Here is a 21,614-nt window from a genome sequence, read left to right on the forward strand (position 1 = left end):
AAAAATTTATACTGTAAATACTTTGTGAAAATGGAACGATATAGTTTGTTACAACTTTTAAATATAAAATAATGCGATACTTCAAGCGGATAGTTGTCCGCTTGAAGTATCTAAAGAAAAGAGGATAAGGACAAATGCGGAAAATGAAAAAATGGATAATAACAATGGCTATTGTAGCAATAACTGGTGGATTTGGTGCAATACATATTGACAATATGAATGAAAAAATGAATCAAACAGTTACTAGTATTAAGTCGTTTCTTCCATTTATAGAAGAAAAGGCAACGGCAGCACCAAAAAATACCGTTCCCGTCACACTAAATCACGTCACAGATGGCGATACTTTATCTGTTACATTTGAGGGAGAAACCAAACCAAAAACTGTGCGCTTGTTATTAATTGATACACCTGAAAGCGTAAAACCCAATACGCCCGTGCAACCGTACGCAAAAGAAGCAAGTAATCGCATGAAAGAGTTAGTTACGAACAAAAATTTAACACTAGAATACGATGTTGGAGGCGCAACAGATAAATACGGCCGTGTTCTTGCTTATGTATATGCCGATGGAAAAAATATTAACGAAATGATGTTAAAAGAAGGATATGCAAGAGTTGCTTATGTTTATGAACCCAATACAAGATATTTAAGTGAATTTAAAGAAGCGGAAGCGACAGCAAAAGAAGAAAAGAAAAATATTTGGTCTAAACAAGGATATGTAACAAACGATGGATTTCAAGCGAACTAAAAGGGGTGAAAACATTGTCTAATGAATCTAATTTAGAACAATTAATAGATGAAATAGCAAAGTATGAGGTAAAAGCTTACAAATACAATTACGATGACATTAGATCTAAAATTGTAAAAGAAATTCAGTTGAAAAACAGAGTAACATTAGCATTTAATATCAATTTTCAAGAAGCGTTAGGAGATTATGAGGTAAAAGCATATTATGATTTAGCTGATTTGTGTTTAAAACAAGCGTTTATTACTTATTACCATATCCATATTTTAGTTATTAAGAAATTTGCTTCTTCTCAAGACATTTTATTAAATGCAAAAAAATTGAATTACAAAAGTTTAGTAGAAGTTTCAGAAAAAGAAGCGTTACTTGCAATTTCTAAAATGGAAGAATTAGAGGAAAAAATTAGCGATGGAGAGTTCTTTTCTTATGATTAAAAAATAAAGAGCCTATCGCCTTTCGCTTCGCTACAGTTGCTAAAAGCAAAGATTAGAACGGTGTTGCTTTGCAAACCTCTCCAATCTTTGCTTAATAAAAAAATAGGAGGAAAAAAACATGTGTATGTTTTGTAATGAGGATATGGAAAAGAGAAATAGTTGGTATGATGGAAATAGGGGAATATGCCGTTTAACCGCTAATAACGATTTAGAAATAAAGGTCATTGATGAAAGCTCTCAAAAAGGAAGTTGTTTAGAAGTTTGGGTTTCGTATTGTCCTCGATGTGGAAAAAAATTGGATTTTAAAACGATAAATGGATTGCTCGAATAGGTATTTCAGGAAAAGAACATCATTTAGGCACATTTAACACGAAAGAGGAAGCAATTGCTGCAAGAGAAAAAGGAGAAGAGTTATATTTTAAACCTTTAGTCAATAAATATAGAAAATGAGGAAAGAATGATTTCAAAAGAAAACAATACATAGTTGAATAACCATTCAGCATGTGTAATAATATACATGTAGATATTGTCAGTTATCTACATATTTTCGGCTCAGTTTGTACTGCTTGCTACTTTCCTTCTATCCCGTTAAAAAGGTTAGTAAATATAGCAGTAACGTCATGCGTTTGCGTGGCGTATTTTTTTAGGGACAGTTCAAAATATAATTCTCCTTTAGAATGACCTTAGAAAAAGCATAGTTGAAAATGACTATTATATGTGTAATAATGTACATGTAGATAGGATTATCTACTTTTATTTCATTCATCTTACTTTCTGCAGCCTACTTATTTTTATTTTCCCTTTGTATAAGTAGTATATAGCAGAGACGTCATGCTCCTTGCATGGCGTTTTTTTATGCGAAAAAAACTTTTTAAAGATAAAATAATAAATTATATTTTATTAAATTATACTTGACTATTAAATTATAATTTAGTATAATAGAAGTATAGAGAAGAGATAAAACAAATAAAAAGAATGAGGTGCGTAAAATGGGATACATAGGAACAAAAAGAAGCGTAAATAGTCAATTTGCAATAGAAGATTACGAAGTACCGTTAACTCATTTTAACAAAGATTTAATACAAGCATTTATTAACGAAAATGAAGAATATGAATCATTACGTACAGCAACAGTAAAATTATGGAAGTATGTTGCGGAAAGGATCGGATCCACTTCTTGGCACCACACAGGTTCTTATTACAATGAAACTAATCATTACTCACTTTCAACCGTAGCCGAAGAATTATTAGAAAATAAGGCGGAATGGGAAGAGAAATACAAAGTGTATTTAGAAAGTGAAAAGGAAAGCAGGACAACGGAAAATATATTTCTATCTGTTATAAAGGTACAAATTTGGGGCGGCACAAAAAAACACCCGAAGATGGTTGGTTACGAACAAGTAATGGGTGTAATCAAAGGTGATTGGTTGCATGCAGTCAGTCAAGCAGAACAAAGTAAATATAAATTATCTGCAAATAAAGTGGAAGCTCAAACAAATTTCCTGTTAGAAGGGTACAACGAATTAGTAAAAAAATACCCATCTTTTAAAGCTAAAAAAAGAGCTATTAATAAAAAGGTAAAAGAATTATTTAAATAATAATAGGATAGTGCGTGCTGTTAGTAAGTAGCGGCACGCAAGAAAAAGGAGAAGAAACAATGAATTTATTAGATGAATTTTTGAACGAACATCACATCACACGATATAGGCTGGCCAAAATTAGTGGGATTTCTAACCAGCTTCTACTTTTATACACAAAAAAAGGACTGGATGAGTACCCAGTTTGGCTTCTTAGAGCGCTTGCAGCAGCTACTGATCAAACAACGGAAGAAGTTTTGAATAAACTTGAAGTAATAGAAACAAAATATGATGATTTATATGGTATTAGGCCATTTTTAGAAAAGTATCATTGCTCTTTTCCTCAAGAAGAATTAAATGTTTATAAAGCATTTAAGGCAGTAGAAGCGTTAGATATGGAACTGGAAGAAATGAATTTTGCTCGCTTTGAAAAAGAAGCGCATTTAAATATTGAAAAAGATGTTCAAAAAGCGTTAAAGAATGCTGTCAAAACGATAGATATGATAAGAAAGAAAAAAATAAATGGAGATTTTGAAGAATAATTGAAATTTGTATTTTGTGCAATAATAGATATTCTTGATCAAAGAAATTGAAAGGATGATAATTGATGACAGGTAAAACATCACAAAGAAAATTGGATGAAGCTATTTTGGAATTGGAAGAACTGACTGGGAAAGATGTAATTAGAACACCTCAAATTGCAGAACAAATCTTAAACGATGGGGATTATGTAGTCATTACTCAAACAGAAAATTACCCATTAGCTCTTTGTACGACCGATTTAGAAGGTTTTGATAATAGATTATTTCTAGATGAAAAGTTACTTGCCTCAACTTTCTTAGAAATGGAAAAAGGAGAAGATTACTATATTCATATTGTGCAAACAACCAATTTTGGCGAGGATGAGGCAGAAGCGTTTTTAGCAACAAAAGAACAAATCGCAGCTAACAAAAAACAAGAAGAAGAAAAAAATGTAGTTCTGAAGAGAGAGATAGGTTAATTAAGAAGTTTTTGTACAGAATATTGTCAAATTAACTTGAAATGTGGTATTATGTAAATGAAAAGAGAGCCATGCCACAACATGACTCTCCAGCGTAAGCCCATTTAAGGTGGCAGCTAGTCTAATATGTTATAAAAATAACCACTAAACTAGCCAAAGTTTATGAGTGGTTATTTTTTTTTGTTATTTTGACTGTTTAATAACAACACAAGTGTTGCAAAAGCGACTGCAAAAGACAGTGCTTCATAAACGGTCATAGGTTATCCTTTCCAGGAGATCCAACAAAAATTTTTCATAGGCATCACCCTTTCTTGTTGAAAGTGCTAGCCACCACCATAAACTTACTTACTTGTGATATTATAGCATAGTGAAAAAGAATACAAAAGCTTACTACATTAAATATAAAGAGAGGGAGAAAAGTAGAAGATGAGTGACAAATGCTTATGTAATTACATTAACTCAGAAATAAAAAAAGGTATCAGTGAAGAAAAGTTGATTTTTATTATGAAGTATGCGGATACTAAAATAGCTGAATATAATAGAAGTAAATGGTCTATCATAAAGTGGTTGAGTACAGTTACTTTTACGACGTTGGTTACGGGAACTTTTGCTTGGATGACATATTATAATAGTTATATTAGGACGATGATTGTTACTTTCTTACAAGCATTTAAAGAAAATGCTGGAGAATTGGGTGGGATGATAGAAAGTTTAAAGATAAATGAAGACTTCTTCATGTATATAGTTGGTGTTAGCGTAGCTGTATATTTTTACTCAGTTTTAGCGGTTATCATTTTTAAAAACGTTAGAAAAAAGAAGTGGAATATTTTACATAGTAATGCATTAATAGAATATATATTTCTTTCTAAAGAAGATGATTAAAGTGAAATTGATAGATCAAGAACTTGTATTTTATTAGTAAACGAATCTTACTCAATGACATTGAGTAAGATTCGAGAAAAGAACGAAAAACATTGGCGTTCTAAGAGAGAAGACAAATTTTTGTTTTCTCTTTTTTCTTCCTGCGTTTTGAATCTTACTTAATATATGATATAATGACATTAAGTAAGATTGGTGAAAGAGGTGAATTTTTCAAATGGAAGAAGTGCAGCCAATCAAAAATGTAGAAAAAATTGCGTTGATGAAAACTATTTTGTCCCAAGGGGATTTTGGAGAAAGGAACGTGTTACTTTTTTCTATCGGTATCAATACGGCTTATCGTATTTCGGATTTGTTGAGTTTGAAGTTAAGAGATGTTTTAGAAATATATCGGCAAAAAGTCCGAGTGAAAAGTCGATTGAAGATGACGGAGCAAAAAACGGAAAAAAACAACTCGGTGATCTTAACGAAGAAGTTGCAGAAGGATATTTGGGATTTTGTATCTAAAGAACATGCAGAATGGATTGCTCAGCAAGATTTAGATCACTACTTGTTCGCAAGTCGGAAGACAAATGGAGGAGAACAGCCGTTAAGCCGGCAACAAGGATGGTACATTATTTCCAATGCTGGGAAAAAAGCTGGGTTGCAGCATTTAGGCACGCACAGCATGCGAAAAACGTTTGGATATCATTTGTATAAAAATGGGGTGGGATTGGAATTAATTCAACTGTTGTTAAACCATTCTTCACCAAGAATAACGCTTAGATACATTGGCATAGAACAGGAAGATAAAGACCAGGCGGTAAGTAGTTTAGGTTTATAAACATCAAAAACCGGAACAAAAAGTTCCGGCCGGGATGAAAATGAGTATAATTAGTTCCTTCTATTATATGGGTAATAAAAGGCTTATTGGATAATTATAGCAGAAAATAGAGCGTGTGTTAGGGAAAAATAAACAACGATGAGACCCCTGGTTCGTTTTTTATGTAAAACCGTTCACAATATGCTCACAAATGCTTCCTAACAAAATGCTATAATAAAGATAGTTTCAATTGTACAAGGAGAGGATACGATGACGGAAATCCAAAGTAATTTTTCAGCTGCTGCAAGATGTGCAGAGCGACTTGGCCAAGCTTCCGAAAAGGTAGCAAACGCTGGCGCTAGTTCTATTGTGCAAGCAGAAAAAACAACTATTTTAGGTAATCAAGAAGCTTTGACAACGAATCAAACGGTGCAGAAAATGGTCCTTTCATTTCAACAAGGATTAATCCAAGATATAGCACATGTTCAAAGTGTCGCAAAAGAATTTGAATATCAAGATGTACAGCTGAAACAACTATTTGATTTTACCAATTGAATATGGGGTGAATGGGATGACAGAAACAGAGAAAAAATTAGCAGAAATACAACAACAATTACGGGTAATCAATGAACAACAAGAAACAAATGAGCAAGATCGTAGAAGCTTAGAAAGAAAAGAACAGTACTACCATGAGTTTCGGTTTCGACAAGCGAACCTTTTTAGAAGGTTGGATCAATTCTGGTATAGAGACAGTGAGATGAATGCATTCTTAGATAATCATTACCAGGATTTACGATACATGGATCAACGGGTTATTCATGATTTAGAAGAACAAACAGAGCAATTGCAAAAAAATAAAAGGCAACTAGCAGATAAAGAAGATGAATGCCTGCACCAGCGCCTGACATTATCCAGGGAGGTGCAATAATGGGCATAGATATGTACTTAGGAGAAGTAGAAAGTCAAACTACTAGCGTGGAAACTTTCTGTCAATTGACCATTGATGGCTTGGAAGATGTTATTCGAGCGATAGATATGTTTAACTTGGAGCCATCTTTACAAGGAAAGACCTATGCAAGTGCGAAACGTTATTTTATGGAGACATATCGAGTTTTAGCACAAGGAATGATTTTGCTTTGCCAGGACTTACAAGAACCAAACAAACAATTAACGACCAATTTTCAAGCAGAAGTGGCGAATACGGACGTTATCGAAGAAGAATTAGTTCAGCAAATAGAAGAAATAGAACGACTACAAGCAGAGCTAAAGGATATGATAGATCAGCTACCGTTAATGAAGCCGATGGATGCCATCTATACGATGTGTAAACAGAAATTAGTGATGAAATTAGAAAACTTGCGCTTGTTTCATCAAACATCAGCGACTTACTTTGACCCTGTTATCCAACAAGCAAAAAATCTCCAGGTAGGATTAACTGAAGTGTTACAACATACAGGTTTTAACGCCTCAACTGGAACATTCAGTACCATGGGAATGAATATGTCCTGGGTTGCTTCCATCGAGAAAGCATGGACGGTTGACCAAAAGAAAAAACAAGAAGCAGCCGAAGAGGCACTTATTAAAGAGTATGAAGAAAATATGCCACTACCTTACATACCAAAAGGGAGTTACGCTGGATTTGTGGTAAAAGATGGCAAATTAGATACAGAAGCTACGTTAAAAAGGGTAGACGAGCAAGTAGAGTTAAACAAAGAAACGAATGCGAAGTGGTTAGCTATCTTTGATTTTGTAACACCCGTAATAGATGCTGTCCGTGCTGTTTTTGGTGTGGAACCAATGACTGGTAAAAAGGTTTCCACTGGTGAAAGATTCCTAGCAGCAGGATTTATTATAATCCCTTTTGTGAAAGTGGCCAAGATTGAAAAATTTGCCAAACTAGCTCGTGATAATAAAGCCTTTAAGTTTACGTACGAAGGGTATGATGATGTCTTTCATTTAAGTAAAACAGAACATGTAGGAAAATTAAAAGGTAAGAGCGTAAAATTAGATGGTGTAATGGAAAAAACAATTATTTACACAAAACGTTCTGGATCGGAAAGAAAAGTTTTAAGAAATAAATTTGACTCTTCCATTCGGAAAAATTATTTAAAGGAACTCACTTCTAAATCTGAGTATTTAAAAGAACTTAAAACTGCTGGATTAAATGAGAATGATATAGCGAAAATGAAAAAGGGACAAGTTCCTAAAGGATATGAAGTACATCATAAGCTACCTTTAGATGATTCAGGAACAAATGAATTTGAAAACCTTATTATAATGAAAAAAAATCCATATCATAGTGTTATAACAAATACGCAAAATGAATTCTCTAAAAATATGAAACCAGGGGAAAGTGTTAAGGTGAAATTTCCTATTCCAAAGGGGATTATTTATCCACCATCAAAGTAAAGGAGGAAAAAGATGATTACAAATTTAATAAGAGAGATAGAAGAGCAAGAGAAAGAATTTGGTGAGACGCTTCCAAACAAAATTCCGAATGAAAAAATAAAAAAATTTGAAAGATGGATGATTACAAAATTTGGAGAGTCTACTGTTGCTGACCAATATATAAACTCATTTTTAGTATACACGAATGGTCTAAATTTCAATGGATTATTTTTATATGGGTTTGATACTGAAGAAGATATTGACCTGGTAGAGAATAATGAAATTTGGTACGAAAATGAATGGAACAAAAAATATCTATTTTTCGGGGAAGATAGCATCAGTTGGTATGTATGGGACTCGGAAATGAACATTTTTCAAATATTAGATAAACCTGGAGGCGAAGTAGAAGAAGAGTTTAATAATATAAGCGAATTAATAGAAAAAGCTATGCAAATAAGTTTATTATAATGTATTGCAATCTAACGATGCAGATGTGGCGAATAAAGACAGTTAAGTGAAATAAAGGAGTCACATAAATGAAAAAGGGATTGGTTTTATGGGGAGCATTTATACTTATAATTCTAGTAATTATAGGGGCTATAGTTGGACATAATGTATACAAGGCTAATGAAGAGGAAAAAAGCCGTATAGAAAGAATCAATAATTTTTCTAATAGTTTACCTTCGGAGGCTCGTGAAGAACTTGAACAATATGGACTAACTAGATATTTAACAACAGAGGAAATAAAAGATTTAAAAGAATTGTATCGCAATGGTAGCCCTGATAAGAAATATAATAAAGAAATAAAGTATCTGTTAAATGCGGATAATAATAAGTATTCTTTAAAGGAATTAAATCCAGATCGTTTAAGTTTCATACTTAACGGGCGTCTTACCGATGTTGGAGATGATAATAAGAGTATTGATGACTTTGCATATTGGGCAGTTGAAAACCATAATAAATAAAAAAATACTTAAAGTTTTAAAAATAGTCATACTAGAATTAATTAGTGTGACTATTTTTTAAGAATGAAAGATGGTCTGATGAAGAAATAGCATGTTTAAAAACATTAAAATAATATTTCACAAGAGGAGAAAGCAACTTTCCATCCAAGTAGCACCCATAAAAGGTAAAAAGAATAGTCCTTTAAATAAATGATAGTCAGGAGTCAAAACATGTTATCTTATCCGCAACAAATCTACATCATCGATGTCAAAATTTATCAAAATAACCAGAAACAACAAAAAGTCAAAGCACATCTCAAACTACTTCAACAAACAAAGGTGAAGTCGGATCAATTAAATCGAAGCGTGAATAATGTATTTGCTGAAATGGGGGAGATGTACAGCAACTTTCCTTTTCGGGACTTTGCTGAAATTGGGCAAGGAATGAAAGAACTTGCCCAAAGGGATAAGGGGTATAAGGATGTAGAGAAAGCTTTCCGAGAGGAGATACAAGATTTATATGATCAAATGGCTTATCTTGAACAAAAAGAAGACGATTATTTTCAAGTAAGAGCGAAACTGAAACAACAACAATAGTTTCTAACAAAAAGCTATACTAAAAGATAGAGAGAAATCCCCGTAAAAAAAAGTGACCATGTAGTTAATTGAAAAAAATGGTAAATGATTCGAAAACAAGGAATTACAAGACTTTCTCGAAAAAAACGGCCAAGAGTTACCCCCTGTTTCTTATACAGAACTGTCAGGAGAAGACTTAGAACGCAAAGTCAATGACTCCTGGGAAGAGGGAGTGAATTATTTAACTGGCCAAAAAGTAACAAATGCTAGTGCTGGTGTCTTAAGAACCTCTGCTTATATTGCTAGTGGGAAAGATGTCATGAACGATACTGGGTTAACAGATATGGCTTTAAGCGCAGGATTTGGTATTGCAGCAGCAAGAAATAAACAAATTTTAGCTAAGGAATTGGAAAGAATAAGGCTAGCTAAAGTAGGGCGTTGGATGTCGAGTGTTGAATATAAAAAAATGAAAGATACTGGTAAAGTTCAAATGTCAAGAAACGGAAATAGGGCTTACGTGTCTTATCCGGCAGATAAAAAGGCTTTTCCGTCAGCAGCTGATGATGCTCTATATGCAGAATTTAAAGTAGATGAAAAAACGATTTTTCCAGCTGGCAAAGAAGGCTGGGCGCAAATACCAGGTCCAGGTTCTTTAATTGACAGGTTTAATCAGAAAAAAGGATTGCCTGCAATTACAGAAATGCCAGAAGCTATTGATATAACTAATTTAGGAGGGAAGTAATATGCAAAATAATATTTTTAATAGCATCCGATTAGGCATCATCGCATGGTTAGATTCTAATATAGAAAGTATTGAGGAAAACGATATAAAAGTTACCATCATAAAAAATGAGAAAGATGGTTATGTGGTAGAGTTTGATAATGACATATGTATGGCAGAAATTGTAGTTGAAGAAGCGACTTATGCACCATATAGATACGTTTCTTTTGAAGTGGTATCTGTAGTGGACAGTAAAGTTAAAATTATTTATTCCTGGTATGACGATGATACGAGTATGTTGACAGATATTGAGAAGGAATTAGATAAAGGAATTCAATTTCTAGCTAACAATGAATAATAGCTCACAAATAGTAAATATTTAACCTCTTAAACTGAAAAATGATAAAAAAGATATATTGCAAATAAGAACATATGTTTGTATAATGTATACAAACATATGTTCTTATTATTTTTTGGAGGTTTTGGCCATGGAAAAGTTATTAATTGGAAAAAAGTATGATGAGAGGGTCACCCAGCCTATTATTACAAGTGAGCGCTGGGAACAATATTTAAAATTAATACACGACTCCATAGAAAAGGATTATTCTCTACGATTTACCACGTATGCAGGTGGTTATGAACATCATGTTTCAGGAAAATGTTACTTATTTAATGAGTCGCTGAAGACTATTTTAGTGAATGGAATTATTGTGCGAGATATAGAAATACTCTCGATTGAAAGGTCGTGATTTGGATGACCTATCAAGATAGAGGCATTAAAAAGTGGCAAGGATTTTTCTTAAGTGAACATAATGAGCAAATGGATCAACAGCAAGCTTCTTCTAAGCTAAAATGGCGAGAAGCGATGTCGTCAGAATGCATTGAGAGCGTGTTAAGTGCTGCTATCACACACCAGTCTTCATTAGTGATACAGAAAAAGCCTCAAAATGCGGACTCCTTTCCGGAGCCGGATGTTATCGGAAAAATAGTTGGAATAGATGAAGATTTACTGTTCATACGGACAGCAACGGAAGTAATTTCTCTTCCCTTCTCCAGTATTTTAAACGTAGAAGAACGGACTGTAGAAAAATGGTACAAGTAGAAGATTACTCGCATGCACCACGAAGGGACATTCTTTGTATCGATGTGAAATCGTTCTTTGCCAGCGTGGAATGTGTTAAACGAGGCTTAGACCCTTTAAAAGCAAAATTAGTCGTGATGAGTAATGCCGATCGAGCAGGTGGTTTAGTGCTTGCAGCAAGTCCAATGATGAAAAAAGTTCATCGAATTAAAACAACCTCTCGCATGTATGAAGTACCCACTTGGGATAAAGAAATTATCATTGCTCCACCACGAATGAAACTATATCTAAAAGTAAATGCGATGATACAAGCGATTTTTTTACGCTATGTACCCAAAGAATTTTTCTTCCCCTACTCGATTGATGAAGCGTTTTTAGATGTCACTGGATCACATGCACTTTTTGGATCCACACAAGAGATAGCGGAACGAATTCAAGCGGATATTTTACGAGAGCTACGCTTATTTGTGACTGTTGGAATTGGTGATAACATGCTGTTGTCTAAACTTGCGTTAGATAATGCGGCCAAACATCAAGCGGATGGAATCGCTAACTGGAGATATGAAAATGTCCAGGATACTATCTGGAAAATAAAAGAATTAACTGATATGTGGGGTATCGGTCATCGGACTGCAGAGAATTTAAAACGGTTAGGCATATTTAGTGTGTATGCGTTAAGTCAGTCCCCTCCCCCACTTTTGAAAAGGCGTTTAGGAGTGATAGGGGAGCAGTTATACTACCATTCGCATGGGATTGACTACAGCAAAATAAATGAACGCTATGTACCTGCTTCGAAAAGCTATGGGAAGAGTCAAATTTTAGAACGTGATTATCATAATCCAGGAGAAGTGGTGATTGTTATACGTGAAATGGCTGAAGAAATTGCTATGCGATTAAGAAAACATCATGTCAATACGACCGTTATACACCTTGGGATAAGGTACAGCAAGTACAGCATAAAAAGCGGATTTAGACATCAACTTAAAGTAGAAGCAACAAGCAGTACGAAGGAAATTGTAGCCCATTTTTTAACGCTTTTTTGGAAGTATTATGAAGACGAGGCAGTAAGGCAAGTAGAATTAAGTTGCGGAGGGATTGTTAAAAAATTAGGTTTGCAGTTAAACTTATTTGAAAATCCTATTCAGACGGTTAACCAGGAACAATTAGATATTACTGTAGATAAAATACGAGCTAGGTATGGATTTAAGTCACTTATGCATGCAAGCAGTCTTTTGACTGGAGCAACTGGCTTGAAGCGTTCTGGAATGGTTGGAGGTCATAAGGGTTAATAACAAAATATATTGCAATTTAATCTTCAATCGCTTAAGCTGGTTGGATTTAAGAATACTAGTTTGGAATGAACTGTAAAATAAAGTATAAGTTATACAATAATAATATAAGGTATAACTTATTCCTTTAACATAAAATGTATAAGTTATACAATAATTAAACAGCTAAGAATAGCCGTTTAATGCAATACATTTAAAATGGTATAACTTATACCATAAATAAAAAATATAAAGTATAACTTTATTATTGACATTTATAGAGGTATAACTTATACTTTATGTATAGAAGAAAGGAGTGAAGAAATTGACTGCTACAGTTTACACAGTTGGTAATTTCAAAGGTGGGGTTGGTAAAACTAAGATAGTAACTATGCTAGGTTTTGATAATGCTGTAATAAGAAAAAGAAAAACCTTAGTATTAGACTTAGACCCACAAGCTAATGCTTCGCAAATATTAGCACGAACTGGGAATATTGAAAGAATTGAAAAGACTATCACTGATGGTTTCCAAGAAAACAATTTGAAACTTTGTATTACGCCAATTATCGAAAATCTAGATCTCATTGCATGTGATACAGGTTTTAGGGCATTTAGCCAATTTGTGACACGTATACAAGATGAAAATGAACAAATTAAGGTGCTTTCCAAATTACTTGCTCCAATAAAAGAAAAGTATGATGAAATATTTATTGATGTTCCACCAACTATCTCCGAATTTTCCGATAATGCTATGGCTGCTTCGGATTACACTATAATTGCTTTTCAAACTGCCGATGAATCTTTAGATGGTGTTGGCAAGTATATAGGTTATCAAAATTTTATGGTTGAAAGATATAATATTAATCTACAAGTTTTAGATATTATTCCTTGTATGGTTGATCCAACTGATTCAATTGATGAAGGAATTTTAGAAGAGGCAAAAGAAAAATATGGTAGTGCAGTTTCAGATAACATTATTACATATCAAAAACGTTTGAGGAGATATACAGGTGAAGGAATATTTTTAAATCTAACTAAAAACGGTAAATATGATCAGTGGGACTTTCTGGCACATACTACTTTTATTAAATTATTAAATGAATTTGATGCACGGAAGAATTATTATGAAAAAATTAACAATTAAGGACGGTGTAGGTGATGAAGCAAGATCGTTCTTCATTTGATACAAAAAATGATAAGGAAGAGTCTTTTACTCCTTTAGTAAAACAGGCACAAAAAGTCAGAAGGAAAACAATTGAGATATCTGGAGAAGAAAACTTTGATAATAGTGCTTTTAAAATTTCAAATGAACAGTCAAAAAATCAATTTGAACAACCAAAGGAATTCCCCTCTCCTATGCAACATAGTTATAGTAAGAAACGTGGGAGACCTGTAGAAATCACTGATGATAGATTTAAAGTAACTAAACCTAAAAAAATATCACCAGCGTTAGAAAGTAAACTTTCTGTACTACAGGATTACATGGTAGAATTCCAAGATACAACTGGAAGGATTACTTTTGAAATGATTGTAGCAACGTTAACTGATTCTTATATTTCTCATCGCTTAGGAGTTGCAAAAGAAGAACATATTCAAAAAGAAATACAGGAAATGTTCGATAAATTAAAATAAATTTTCGGCACTAAAGTTAACTTAAAGTATAAGTTATACCAGTATAATGAAATTTAAAGTATAAGTTATATTTTAAATTCAAACTAATAAAATATTTTAAAAATGGAATTAATGATGTAAATTAGGGAGTTTTCCATTTAAAGTATAAGTTATACATTTTTTTACAACATGTATAACTTATACTTTTTATTAAATTAAGGTATAAGTTATACCTGAAAACTTTAAGTATAACTTATACCTTAATTAAATTTATCCTTGTTTTATTCTCAAAACTAGTGTTATAATTTTGTTGAAAATAAAAAGGAATCGTCGATTTATATTTTGTGTCGACCAAAACACAAAATATAAATTGAATTACATTCGACCAAAAATGTAATCCTAGCAACGAAACCCTATGTGGTATTAAATTTATCATTTTTAGAGAATTTGATAAAAAAATTATACCATAAATAGGTTTATTTGACAATGGCTCTAAACGTTGATAATTAGCCATTTCCAAAACTTTTTTCGCTAGGAGTTCGATTTTTTTCTTCCTATGCGAATTTATTTTGTCTATTTTGAAGGACAAGTAACTTCTCTTGGGGGAGGGACTTGTCTTTTTTTGTGAGAAAATAACAGGAAAGGAGCTAACCTACATGTATTCTTCACACAATGAAATGGATCTATACACATATTCAGCAGTCATTTCTACAGTCGTAAAAGAGGGTATCACAGCTTTTCGTAAAAGAAATAGCGATGGGGTCTTGTCTGTACAAAAACACTTTACAGAAATGGAAGCAAAACATGGCCATCGAAAAGGAGTGCAATTTGTTGTTCGCCAAAAAGAAGACTTGCAACGATCCAAAGGTGTTCGCGGTTTTATCGTAACTAGTCAGGAAGCACTTATCCAAGAAGCAAACAAATTTAGTCACTGGACTCCCAATATTTTTCGATGGGGAACCTATAGCGATGACAACCGAAAATTCGTAAAAGGCCACGCAGAAGAAAACCTGCAGCAAATAAATACATACGTCATTGACATTGATACGCAACAAGTCGATGTGGCAAAAATGGTAATGGTTTCGATGAAAATACTTAACCAAACACCGACTTTTATCTTAAAAACAAATAAAGGTTTTCAAATGTATTTTGTATTAGAGAACCCTGTATTTATCAGCAATGCGAACAATTTCAAAAGTTTAAGAGTTGCTAAACGAATTGCAACAAACTTAAAGCATGCTTTTGCAGAAGAGATTTCAGCTGTGGATCGAGGATGTAACGATTTTGGTTTCTTTCGTGCGCCAAATACGCAAAACATCGTCTTTGAAAATTTGTCCAATCAAATAAAATATACAGATCTAGTTTCGTGGTCAAAAGTCTATTCCCAAAAAACGAATAAACCAGGACTAAAGCTAGTACAAAAATCGGCATCTTTTGCGATGGCTACGAACCAAGCTTGGTTTCAACAACTAGTACAATTAACTAATATTCGTGGGCATAAAGGACAATATGGCCGAAACAATGCAGTATTTACATTGGCATTAGCTTGTTATTCATCTAATAAAAGTTATGAAGAAGCTTACAATTTTTTAGATGAATTTAATACGAATCTGCAAGATTCCTTATCTCAACGAGAAGTGGAGAAGATATTAACCAGTGCTTATTCCGGTAAATACAAAGGGGCAAATTTAGAATACATTCAAGGAATTTTAGAAACATATCATTCTAATACAGAAATCAAGCATTCTACACCATTTATCTTTGAAAAGCAAGGTACTCGTGTGTTTAGAAAGCACAGAAAAGCCAGAAATGAACGCCAATATTCGCATTTTGAAGAATGGGAAGCTGATTTAGAAGATTACTTACAAAAAAACATTCTTCCAGGACAAACTTTTGTCGAAAAATCTCAACGAGCTTTGGCCGAAGAAAGCAACATACCATTTGCCACACTTAAAAAATTATTGAAACAATCAAAACGGATAATTTCTAGAGTGGAGGGCAAAGGAAGAACAGCCAGAACATTGCTATCGACTGTCGCAATCGTTGTAGAACAAGCTATACGTTATGCTTTTACTAAAAAACAAGCACAAAAAGAACAATACATTCAATTTTTAGCGACTTTTACGGAAGCAGCGCAGTACATAACACAAAAACTGTTCGATAAAGAAGGTAATTTAGCGCCACAAAACGCCATTTTGAGAGCACTTCCTCAAGGGGATAGTTCGGGAAGTCCATTGTTGTTACTGCTAGATGAGGTGTACAAGACAAGGCCTAAAGCGCATTTAGAGAGTGGTTGGGGGACTTAAAAATAAATGGGCTCAATTGCCAATTACTTAATTCTAGTTACCTTTGCTCTGGTAATCCTGAATCTTTATGTGTTTACTTTTTGTAAATAAAAAAAGACCTTTCCAGGTCTCTGTAACTGTAGAGCGTACAAAGCAATGAGGCTTTGCAAAGCAATACCGTTTTGCTTTGTACGCTGAACAACTGAGTGCAACGAAAGGCGTTAGTATTTATTTGATTTTCAGCTTTTTAGCTTCTTGTTTTTTTATTTTCTTTTTTAATTCTTGGAAGTCTTTTTCTACTTGTGTACTTAGGTTAGCCCGTTGTAGATATTTAAGTGTTTCTACGATAAATTGTACTTCTTCCTCTATTTTTTCTCTCTTAGAGGGGATTTCATGATATTCAATTTCTAACAGGATAAATTTTGAACTAATGTAAGTGATAATAATACTATTTTTATTACTGGTGTTTATGGCTTCTAAAATGATTTCTTTAGCTTTGCTATATTGACCTAGTTCATAGAAATAGTGACCACAATTTTGTAAAAAAGTACAGTGAAATCTACCGATGTTTTCGAAATCTCTGTAAGTGAATAATGAACTTAAAATGCGATTAATTAGTTCTTCTGCTGTCTCTGGTGGAAAGCAAAAAAAGATTTTAGAGGCCATATACATATCTTGATAAGTCCATATTTTTTTAGCATTTAATCTATCTAATAATTCGTATGCTTTGGGATTGGCAACCATAAATGTTTCTCGAGAATTGATTTCCATATAGCATTCTGTAATTAAAAGTAAATCATCTAAATATTGATCAAAACCATTTTTAGTCATGTATTGCTTAATGTCATTTTTTATTTGGAGTAATTGTTCTGTTGCAGTGCTATTTGGGACTTTTTTAAACGAATTGATTATTTGTTCTTTTTCTGTTAATTGATAATGGTTGTGAATGAAAAAAGTTTCGTTTGCGGTAATGTCTAAGTTGTTTGCAATGATGAAGAAATTCTCCAGTGAAGGTATCCTATCACTACTTTCGAGATTAGCTAATGTACTCTTGTTAATCCCTTGAATATCAGTTAATTTCAGTTGTTTTCCTTTCCTGATTTTTTGTAAAGTTTTTGCAATATGTTTCAGAAAATGTTGATTGTTCACTACGCTCTCCTCCTGATATTACCGTTTTCGGTATTGAATTTTGTAAACGGTTCATTGTGTAGTATAATTAGTACAGAAGGGAGGTTATTATATGTTTGATTTTATGGTAATGTTAGCTTCAATTACTGGGAGGATTTGGGTACAAAATTAATTAGTATTTTTGTTATTATTCCAGTTCTACAGGAAAGGGAAAACCCAAAATTTCAGAAAGTATTTGCTTTTTGAATAATCGTCGTGTTAAAATCAAAAGGAATTCGACGATGAATAGCTAACAAAAAAATAAAGGCGAGACAACCTTCTTTAATCTAACCGCCAAGCAAGATTGAAGAAGATGTGGCCTTAGAACCTAGGTTCTAAAACACACCCCACTAAACAACTAGTGGCGTCTCACCCGTAGCTTTAATTTTATCAAAAACTACAACAATTAGCAAAGTAAATCTTTTGAAAGTTGTATTGTTCATCCCTTTACAAAAAGAAAGATTACTTTGTTAATCAGCACCCCGATTGCTGTATGTTTGTAGTAGGCTACGCTTGAGCGCTCTATCACATTAGTGGTAGGGCGCTTTTTTTGTTAGTCATCGTTGAGTTCAATACCATTGGAGGGAGTTTTTCTAGATGAGTCAGCCAACACAGGATGGAAAATACATACAATCAATCAAAGAAAATATTCATCAAATTTTAAAGCTAATTGAAAATTGTCATGCAGAAGAAATATTACTACCGTTAACCAAAGCAAAAGAAAATTTAGAAAATCTAGTCTTGAAAGAAGAGCTTAAAAACAATATAAACGTGTTAACCAGTTGCATTGCTAACACAGAAGACGTAGAAAAGAAGGCAAGTTATAAAAGTTCTAAAAAATCCTTACAGCTATCACTTATGGATCTTGAAAAGATGGAACAAGCTCGAACATCGGAAGAAGCAAGCATTATTCGAGAAAAAAAGGAATATCAAGCAGCAATTGATTATGTGTTAGCAGAACGGAAAAAGCAGGAACAAGCTAAATTAAAACAATTTGTTGCATTACCTACAAAAATACGGCGGATAGAACTCCCAAGGAAAAAATACATTAGAAAGTTCGCAAAAGAAGCATGGGATGTTTCTAAAGTGATTGAAAATGCCGAATCAATTTACACCTTAGATAAAAAAGAATATATCAATTTGCATAATGGGTATTGTGTTGAACCAGAGCGAATGGAGCTGAAATGTATCGTTGAAATTATGCCATCTATTCAAAATATCCGATCGCAAGGTATGATTATTGCAGCAAGAAATGGGAATCGACTATATCAGGTTCAATTTTTAAAAAAAGCACACGCTTAGTGGTTCTAAAATAATTATTGCTATCTATATTGTGTGCATTTGAAACGCACACATCGGTTTAGTTCTTTGAAAATTTCATATAGATACTCGTGCTGTTTGTGGAACTACACATAAACAGAAACCTTACAACAAGTAAGGCACGTAAGACGCATAGCCGTATAATGTAGCGAGTCTATAAATACATAAAAAGAAAATATAGCGGATTTTCTTTTCTATCATCGGATAGTTTCCAGGTTACCAGATACGCAGAAATACAGCCACAAACTGGTTCATTTTAAGGCTTATTCTCTAAAAATGAGAATATGCATGCTTAAATAGGGTGGCGCAACTCCAGCCTCAACGTTGCTTTGACAGACTCATATTTCCGAAGAAAATTTACAAAAAAATACACAGAATATAGATAGCAAACGATATTGTGGAAAAATGCACAATATCATCTAAATAAGTTATAATAAAATAAAAAGGAAGAAGGAATTAAAAAGATGGATAAAAAGAGGAAAATAATTATTGGTGTTAGTATTGCAATAAGTGTGGTAATTTTAGGCGGTGGGGCGCTTGGGTTTCACAATTATAGTGTGAAAGCAGAAGAGAAAGAACAAGCGCAACAAGAAAAAGATGAGATAAAAGCAGTGAAAAAAGAAATAAATCGTTATTTTTCTAATACAAAAAAAGAAAATTTGGCTGAAAATGTCACAAAAGAAGATTTAGAAATTCTTTCGAATAAAATAAAAAAACTACCTAAAAATCTTGACTACACACAAGAAATACAAGCAATAACGAAAGATTTTACGGATTTAACTAATATGTTTCTTGCGAAAAAGCATGTAGATTCTTTATTAGATGATCAACAAGTACTTGTTTCTGGAGCAAACATAGAAATGGCACAAACGGATGTAGACATTTTGAAGGATAAAAAACCTGTTTTTGTCGAAGAACAACAAAAAATCATTAATGAAGCAAAAGCGCAGGATGAATCCATCAAAGAAGCGCAAGAGAAAGTGAATGCTTTTTTTGATGATGTAAACAAGGCAACTGTTAAAAGTAATGTATCGAGAGACACATACAATGCAGCCAAAGAAGCCGTTTCTAAAATTAAAAATAAAGATATTCAAGCCAATTTAACGAAGGAGCTAGATAAAGTAAATGCTTATTTAACTAAAAAAGAAACAGCAGCAAAAGAGAAACAAGAGACAGCATACGAACAAGCAGCTGAAAAGGCACAAGCAAACGAAAATAATAATGCAACTAGCAATAAAGAAAGCAGTCAATCAGGTCACAGTAATAAAGCTTCTAGTAGCAACAACGGTGGGAATTCAAGTAGTTCCCAAAAATCAAGTGGATCAAGTAGTTCTAAAAGTTATAGTAGTTCGAGTGGTTCGAAAGATTATAGTAGTTCAAGCAAAGGTGGAGGGAGCACATCATCAAAATCAAGTTCCGGTTCGTCTGGTTCTACTAGTAGTAAAAAATCAAGTTCAGGGAGCTCTTCAAGTAATACAAATGGAGGAGGCAATAGGGCAAGTGGAAATATAGAACCTGGAAAACCAAACAAAGTTACTGAAAATGAGAATGGAGGTACAGACGAATATTTTGGTTGGTAATTTAATAATAATCTTAAAGCAGTGTATTTAATACATTGCTTTTTTTATTGGAGTGAATTAGATGAAAATTAGAGCACCTACCGTAAAAAGTAATAATTAATAAAAAAATTATAGGAGGAAAAAATGAATATACTAAGAGGAAACTTAAAAAGAACAACAAAAATATCTGTAGTGTTAATGATGATATTTGGCTTGATTATGCAAATGTTTTTACCATTTATGACTGTAAAGGCAGCTGAAGAGACAGGGTATAAGGTTGGAGAGACAAGTACGGGTAAGACCGTAATTAGCAGCAAAAATCCGAATCGACTACTTAAGTCAACAGGTGATAGTTCTGGTAGTTGGAGTGCAAACTATGGTGGTTACACTACTTCAACTGCTTATATTACTGTTGGTGGTAAAGTAGCGTTTTGTATTGATCCAGCTAAGGATTTTCCTGTTAATATAAATTATGCAGAATCAGTTTATACGGATGCAGGCGTATATAATATTTTAGCTTATGGATATCCACATAATGGCAATAGTGAAAAAAATTATGTGGATACTTATGTAGCTTTAAACTATTATTTAGGAAATTTTGATAGTCCAGCCATGGCTAATGATGCAGGTGTTAAATATTTACTAGATAAAGCAGCTTCAAAAACTGCACCAATGGGTAAATTTTCGATATCAAATAAAAATCAAAAAGCAAAATGGAATCCTTCAACTAAACGACAAGAAACAGGTTATTATCCCCATTCATTGGAATCTGATGTTAATGTCAAACAATATATTCCATTGCCAGATGGTATTACTTTGGTAACTAAGTCTGGAAAAGAATATACAGGTAATGTGACTATTGATGCAAAAGAAGATTTTATGTTAACAGCTCCAGCAGATTATGACGGAGATATTTCTTTTGATGTAAACACAAACTTACGTCCAAAAGCAGCTCTTATGTTTAATCCGTCAACATCAAATGTACAAAGATTAGTATCTGCTGGCGGAGTTCAGGATCCTATTTCTGTAAATGATATTAAAGCCGGCTTCGAAGCACAAACAGGAGACCTAAAAATCACCAAAACAGGCTCGGACAAACGTACTTTAGCTAACGCTGAATACGATGTGAAAGATTCATCAGGTAAAGTTGTTGCGCATGTAAAAACAGGGGCTGATGGTACCATTACAGCGAAAGATTTATTAATGGGAGATTATACAGTGGTAGAAACGAAAGCTCCAGCTGGATATACCATTGATAA

At 33.3% G+C, this 21,614-nt stretch carries 24 protein-coding genes and 1 pseudogene; 24 read left to right on the plus strand and 1 reads right to left on the minus strand.

Annotation, left to right across the window (positions count from 1 at the left end; all coding sequences use genetic code 11):
• Nucleotides 1-134 precede the first annotated feature (134 nt).
• The 21 genes and pseudogenes from HCJ50_RS15110 to HCJ50_RS15210 all read left to right on the plus strand — a co-directional run bounded on the left by HCJ50_RS15110 (nt 135) and on the right by HCJ50_RS15210 (nt 16,330).
• Nucleotides 135-746, plus strand: coding sequence for a thermonuclease family protein (locus HCJ50_RS15110; protein WP_315984911.1), 612 nt, complete (start codon nt 135-137; stop codon nt 744-746).
• Between the two features lie 14 nt (nt 747-760).
• Nucleotides 761-1,177: a hypothetical protein gene (locus HCJ50_RS15115; protein ID WP_187120641.1), complete on the plus strand. Its 417-nt coding sequence runs from the start codon at nt 761-763 to the stop codon at nt 1,175-1,177.
• Nucleotides 1,178-2,166: 989 nt separating this feature from the next.
• Complete coding sequence (locus HCJ50_RS15120; RefSeq protein WP_187120642.1) at nt 2,167-2,775, plus strand: hypothetical protein; 609 nt, start codon at nt 2,167-2,169, stop codon at nt 2,773-2,775.
• A gap of 59 nt (nt 2,776-2,834) precedes the next feature.
• Nucleotides 2,835-3,296 carry a hypothetical protein gene (locus tag HCJ50_RS15125; RefSeq protein WP_187120643.1) on the plus strand — a complete coding sequence of 154 codons (462 nt, stop codon included), beginning with the start codon at nt 2,835-2,837 and terminating at the stop codon, nt 3,294-3,296.
• Between the two features lie 65 nt (nt 3,297-3,361).
• A complete protein-coding gene (locus tag HCJ50_RS15130) occupies nt 3,362-3,754 on the plus strand; it encodes an AcrIIA2 family anti-CRISPR protein (protein ID WP_187120644.1) in 393 nt (130 codons plus the stop codon).
• Nucleotides 3,755-4,180: 426 nt separating this feature from the next.
• Complete coding sequence (locus tag HCJ50_RS15135) at nt 4,181-4,636, plus strand: hypothetical protein (protein ID WP_187120645.1); 456 nt, start codon at nt 4,181-4,183, stop codon at nt 4,634-4,636.
• Between the two features lie 214 nt (nt 4,637-4,850).
• Nucleotides 4,851-5,456: a tyrosine-type recombinase/integrase gene (locus tag HCJ50_RS15140; RefSeq protein ID WP_185381686.1), complete on the plus strand. Its 606-nt coding sequence runs from the start codon at nt 4,851-4,853 to the stop codon at nt 5,454-5,456.
• A 249-nt stretch (nt 5,457-5,705) separates the two neighbouring features.
• Nucleotides 5,706-5,990 carry a TIGR04197 family type VII secretion effector gene (locus HCJ50_RS15145; protein WP_185348372.1) on the plus strand — a complete coding sequence of 95 codons (285 nt, stop codon included), beginning with the start codon at nt 5,706-5,708 and terminating at the stop codon, nt 5,988-5,990.
• 16 nt (nt 5,991-6,006) lie between these two features.
• The gene (locus HCJ50_RS15150; protein ID WP_185348371.1) at nt 6,007-6,363 is read left to right on the plus strand and encodes a DUF3958 family protein; all 357 of its coding nucleotides are present in this window, start codon (nt 6,007-6,009) and stop codon (nt 6,361-6,363) included.
• Nucleotides 6,363-7,844, plus strand: coding sequence for a pre-toxin TG domain-containing protein (locus HCJ50_RS15155; RefSeq protein ID WP_185348370.1), 1,482 nt, complete (start codon nt 6,363-6,365; stop codon nt 7,842-7,844). Before HCJ50_RS15150 ends, HCJ50_RS15155 begins: the two co-directional genes overlap by 1 nt.
• A gap of 12 nt (nt 7,845-7,856) precedes the next feature.
• A complete protein-coding gene (locus HCJ50_RS15160) occupies nt 7,857-8,291 on the plus strand; it encodes a YrhA family protein (RefSeq protein WP_185348369.1) in 435 nt (144 codons plus the stop codon).
• 68 nt (nt 8,292-8,359) lie between these two features.
• Nucleotides 8,360-8,788, plus strand: a complete 429-nt coding sequence (locus HCJ50_RS15165; RefSeq protein ID WP_185348368.1) for a hypothetical protein — start codon at nt 8,360-8,362, stop codon at nt 8,786-8,788.
• Between the two features lie 210 nt (nt 8,789-8,998).
• Nucleotides 8,999-9,364, plus strand: a complete 366-nt coding sequence (locus HCJ50_RS15170; protein ID WP_185348367.1) for a hypothetical protein — start codon at nt 8,999-9,001, stop codon at nt 9,362-9,364.
• A gap of 64 nt (nt 9,365-9,428) precedes the next feature.
• Nucleotides 9,429-10,085 (plus strand): annotated as a pseudogene (locus HCJ50_RS16140) (TreTu family toxin); the annotation flags it as partial.
• A gap of 1 nt (nt 10,086) precedes the next feature.
• A complete protein-coding gene (locus tag HCJ50_RS15180; RefSeq protein ID WP_185348366.1) occupies nt 10,087-10,422 on the plus strand; it encodes a hypothetical protein in 336 nt (111 codons plus the stop codon).
• A gap of 130 nt (nt 10,423-10,552) precedes the next feature.
• Complete coding sequence (locus HCJ50_RS15185) at nt 10,553-10,813, plus strand: YolD-like family protein (protein WP_185348365.1); 261 nt, start codon at nt 10,553-10,555, stop codon at nt 10,811-10,813.
• Between the two features lie 5 nt (nt 10,814-10,818).
• A complete protein-coding gene (locus HCJ50_RS15960) occupies nt 10,819-11,166 on the plus strand; it encodes a hypothetical protein (protein ID WP_260443064.1) in 348 nt (115 codons plus the stop codon).
• Complete coding sequence (locus HCJ50_RS15195; RefSeq protein WP_185348364.1) at nt 11,154-12,434, plus strand: Y-family DNA polymerase; 1,281 nt, start codon at nt 11,154-11,156, stop codon at nt 12,432-12,434. Before HCJ50_RS15960 ends, HCJ50_RS15195 begins: the two co-directional genes overlap by 13 nt.
• A gap of 295 nt (nt 12,435-12,729) precedes the next feature.
• Nucleotides 12,730-13,557: a ParA family protein gene (locus HCJ50_RS15200; RefSeq protein ID WP_311769516.1), complete on the plus strand. Its 828-nt coding sequence runs from the start codon at nt 12,730-12,732 to the stop codon at nt 13,555-13,557.
• A 14-nt stretch (nt 13,558-13,571) separates the two neighbouring features.
• On the plus strand, nt 13,572-14,045 hold the full coding sequence (locus HCJ50_RS15205) for a hypothetical protein (protein ID WP_185348362.1): 474 nt from the start codon (nt 13,572-13,574) through the stop codon (nt 14,043-14,045).
• Between the two features lie 635 nt (nt 14,046-14,680).
• Nucleotides 14,681-16,330: a primase C-terminal domain-containing protein gene (locus HCJ50_RS15210; protein WP_187127560.1), complete on the plus strand. Its 1,650-nt coding sequence runs from the start codon at nt 14,681-14,683 to the stop codon at nt 16,328-16,330.
• Nucleotides 16,331-16,537: 207 nt separating this feature from the next.
• On the opposite strand, the gene HCJ50_RS15215 is transcribed toward HCJ50_RS15210, so the two are convergent.
• Nucleotides 16,538-17,458, minus strand: a complete 921-nt coding sequence (locus HCJ50_RS15215; RefSeq protein ID WP_185348360.1) for a helix-turn-helix domain-containing protein — start codon at nt 17,456-17,458, stop codon at nt 16,538-16,540.
• Nucleotides 17,459-18,073: 615 nt separating this feature from the next.
• On the opposite strand from HCJ50_RS15215, the gene HCJ50_RS15220 reads away from it, so the two are divergent.
• From HCJ50_RS15220 to HCJ50_RS15230, 3 genes are all read left to right on the plus strand, one after another.
• On the plus strand, nt 18,074-18,778 hold the full coding sequence (locus tag HCJ50_RS15220; protein WP_185348359.1) for a hypothetical protein: 705 nt from the start codon (nt 18,074-18,076) through the stop codon (nt 18,776-18,778).
• 482 nt (nt 18,779-19,260) lie between these two features.
• The gene (locus HCJ50_RS15225) at nt 19,261-20,376 is read left to right on the plus strand and encodes a hypothetical protein (protein WP_185348358.1); all 1,116 of its coding nucleotides are present in this window, start codon (nt 19,261-19,263) and stop codon (nt 20,374-20,376) included.
• Nucleotides 20,377-20,499: 123 nt separating this feature from the next.
• On the plus strand, nt 20,500-21,614 hold a 1,115-nt coding region (locus tag HCJ50_RS15230), incomplete at its 3' end, for a SpaA isopeptide-forming pilin-related protein (RefSeq protein WP_221637530.1).

Origin of the sequence: Listeria immobilis (assembly GCF_014322765.1) — a bacterium.
GTDB lineage: Bacteria > Bacillota > Bacilli > Lactobacillales > Listeriaceae > Listeria > Listeria immobilis.

Excerpts from the sequence above, each read along its gene's own strand:
- HCJ50_RS15180 (WP_185348366.1), top strand. The coding sequence starts at position 10,087 with ATGCAAAATAATATTTTTAATAGCATCCGATTAGGCATCATCGCATGG.
- HCJ50_RS15120 (WP_187120642.1), top strand. The coding sequence starts at position 2,167 with ATGGGATACATAGGAACAAAAAGAAGCGTAAATAGTCAATTTGCAATA.
- HCJ50_RS15155 (WP_185348370.1), top strand. The coding sequence starts at position 6,363 with ATGGGCATAGATATGTACTTAGGAGAAGTAGAAAGTCAAACTACTAGC.
- HCJ50_RS15210 (WP_187127560.1), top strand. The coding sequence starts at position 14,681 with ATGTATTCTTCACACAATGAAATGGATCTATACACATATTCAGCAGTC.
- HCJ50_RS15125 (WP_187120643.1), top strand. The coding sequence starts at position 2,835 with ATGAATTTATTAGATGAATTTTTGAACGAACATCACATCACACGATAT.
- HCJ50_RS15135 (WP_187120645.1), top strand. The coding sequence starts at position 4,181 with ATGAGTGACAAATGCTTATGTAATTACATTAACTCAGAAATAAAAAAA.
- HCJ50_RS15145 (WP_185348372.1), top strand. The coding sequence starts at position 5,706 with ATGACGGAAATCCAAAGTAATTTTTCAGCTGCTGCAAGATGTGCAGAG.
- HCJ50_RS15110 (WP_315984911.1), top strand. The coding sequence starts at position 135 with ATGCGGAAAATGAAAAAATGGATAATAACAATGGCTATTGTAGCAATA.
- HCJ50_RS15205 (WP_185348362.1), top strand. The coding sequence starts at position 13,572 with ATGAAGCAAGATCGTTCTTCATTTGATACAAAAAATGATAAGGAAGAG.
- HCJ50_RS15140 (WP_185381686.1), top strand. The coding sequence starts at position 4,851 with ATGGAAGAAGTGCAGCCAATCAAAAATGTAGAAAAAATTGCGTTGATG.
- HCJ50_RS15220 (WP_185348359.1), top strand. The coding sequence starts at position 18,074 with ATGAGTCAGCCAACACAGGATGGAAAATACATACAATCAATCAAAGAA.
- HCJ50_RS15170 (WP_185348367.1), top strand. The coding sequence starts at position 8,999 with ATGTTATCTTATCCGCAACAAATCTACATCATCGATGTCAAAATTTAT.
- HCJ50_RS15150 (WP_185348371.1), top strand. The coding sequence starts at position 6,007 with ATGACAGAAACAGAGAAAAAATTAGCAGAAATACAACAACAATTACGG.
- HCJ50_RS15195 (WP_185348364.1), top strand. The coding sequence starts at position 11,154 with ATGGTACAAGTAGAAGATTACTCGCATGCACCACGAAGGGACATTCTT.
- HCJ50_RS15165 (WP_185348368.1), top strand. The coding sequence starts at position 8,360 with ATGAAAAAGGGATTGGTTTTATGGGGAGCATTTATACTTATAATTCTA.
- HCJ50_RS15160 (WP_185348369.1), top strand. The coding sequence starts at position 7,857 with ATGATTACAAATTTAATAAGAGAGATAGAAGAGCAAGAGAAAGAATTT.
- HCJ50_RS15185 (WP_185348365.1), top strand. The coding sequence starts at position 10,553 with ATGGAAAAGTTATTAATTGGAAAAAAGTATGATGAGAGGGTCACCCAG.
- HCJ50_RS15960 (WP_260443064.1), top strand. The coding sequence starts at position 10,819 with ATGACCTATCAAGATAGAGGCATTAAAAAGTGGCAAGGATTTTTCTTA.
- HCJ50_RS15225 (WP_185348358.1), top strand. The coding sequence starts at position 19,261 with ATGGATAAAAAGAGGAAAATAATTATTGGTGTTAGTATTGCAATAAGT.
- HCJ50_RS15130 (WP_187120644.1), top strand. The coding sequence starts at position 3,362 with ATGACAGGTAAAACATCACAAAGAAAATTGGATGAAGCTATTTTGGAA.